This is a genomic window from Candidatus Egerieousia sp. (assembly GCF_056211015.1).
On sequence record NZ_JBAELF010000124.1, the window covers coordinates 1 to 1,761 of the forward strand.

The following is a 1,761-nucleotide window of genomic DNA, read 5'->3' on the forward strand; positions in this document are numbered from 1 at the left end:
TAATCAAATGGATGCAGGAGCGGAGGGGTGACCTTCCGAAGGAAGTGTCAGAACCACTTTCCGGCCTTCCAGTCAGCGAAAATCTCGTGTTCCTGGAAGTCAGGAAATACATCTCGCCGGAATTCCACGCCGAGGTCCTGGCTCTAATCGAGGAATTGGGGTTGGAGGTGGTTGGGGTGACAAAAACGTTCCGATAATCAAGAAGACTGTGCTATATTTGCTTACTAATCACATCCAACATGAACGAAGATTTATCAGACATCCAGTATTCACCGATCCGAAATTACAATTACGCCCAATTGTTTGAGTCGGTGAATTACAATGGGAAGAAACTCACTGAGGAAGAACGAAGTGAACTGGTAACAATCATTAACGAGACCATATCGCAACATTCCTCAGGATTGCCACTTATTCAAGATGCCCTGGGAGGCAGTCGTAATCAACAGGATGAATACCATGTAATTGATTACACGGTCGCGTCAGTGATGCTCTTCATCACTTTGACCATGACGGACTGCCTAGCGGCAGGCAAATACTTCATATTGGCCGATGCTGACTATGACCGCCGTTTCATGAGGGGAAAGATGATGGTAATTTTCAACGAAGGTTTCAAACGACTCTATGGTTTTGACACAAAAACTCAAAAGAAGTCGGAGTGGAACAGGCTCAAGCCTTTGATGGAACACTTCCCAGCCGTCATTCAGAATCAATATGAAGAATTGACCCATAGGCTTGAAGGGCACGCACAATCCTCTTCCTGGTGGAGAGATGAACGCAATCTTGAAACTCATTTGGACGCTGAGAAACTATACCTGTCCCGTCAGGAGGAAGACATTGAAAGCAAGGACATGATGGACAACTTGAAACTTTACAACACATTGCTGGCCGCAAATGAATTCCTGACAAACGTACATGCCTGCCTGCTGAATTATCTTGTTGAGAAGTATAAGAGAGGAGAATTGGTTTCGGAATAACTTTGTTCTAAGCGACTATAGAAATCGCTTCTAAATCAGAATTTAGCTACGTAATGGATACCTGACCATTCATAAGTAAAGGAAGGAGCACGTCACGTTGCTTTTGCAGTGCAGAAATCTCACTACTATTCGCAACAATTTTATCAAGAATTGGATTAATTCTACCTGATAATAGATTTGCAAGTTCTTTTGTCGGTGGGACAATTATTGTGCTTTGCGCAAGATGATCCTGTGTTATATGCCCCATGGTTGTCTTCCTTGCCTCCGCCATTCTTTTAAAGACAGATACATAATCAAGTAACTGATAGTAGTAGAAGTACTTTGGCCATCCGTTATTTGATGTAACCTTGAAAATATGTTGGTTAAGACCTCCATCACCGTAGGACCATTGCATTACTTCCAAAGATGCTGACCAAGAAAAGAGGATGTCACCATTGTAAACCTTAACAGCATCCGGTATATTCGATTTCACAAACTCAGTTTCAGGAGAGATTCCGTCATGCATTTCTTTTATTTTGATTACCGGTAGTTTATTCTCGTCTGTTGGCCTAAACTTCTGACAAGCCAATCCATTAGTAAATACAGCAATTTCAGGTAAAGGTACGACTTGCCATCCCTCAGGTATGTCTCGTTTTACCTTTTCATTCCACTGCATAGTACCTCCGCTTGATTTGTATGGTTTTCCTTCCTTGTCTGGAAAGTCAAACTGCACAAACCAGTAGTCGTATAGTTGCTTAGCCATCGCCTCTAAATTCTGATTTATCCGCTTATTAAGGCATATCTTCTT

General features: G+C 42.4%; 3 protein-coding genes. 2 read left to right on the forward strand and 1 reads right to left on the reverse strand.

Annotated elements, in window-relative coordinates:
- Both AC06L3_RS08305 and AC06L3_RS08310 read left to right on the forward strand, forming a co-directional pair.
- The coding region (locus tag AC06L3_RS08305) for a hypothetical protein (protein ID WP_475670155.1) at window positions 1-197 on the forward strand (197 nt) is incomplete at its 5' end.
- Window positions 198-239: 42 nt separating this feature from the next.
- The gene (locus AC06L3_RS08310; RefSeq protein WP_475670156.1) at window positions 240-974 is read left to right on the forward strand and encodes a hypothetical protein; all 735 of its coding nucleotides are present in this window, start codon (window positions 240-242) and stop codon (window positions 972-974) included.
- Between the two features lie 46 nt (window positions 975-1,020).
- On the opposite strand, the gene AC06L3_RS08315 is transcribed toward AC06L3_RS08310, so the two are convergent.
- Window positions 1,021-1,761: restriction endonuclease subunit S (locus AC06L3_RS08315; protein ID WP_475670157.1), on the reverse strand; the 741-nt coding region annotated here is incomplete at its 5' end.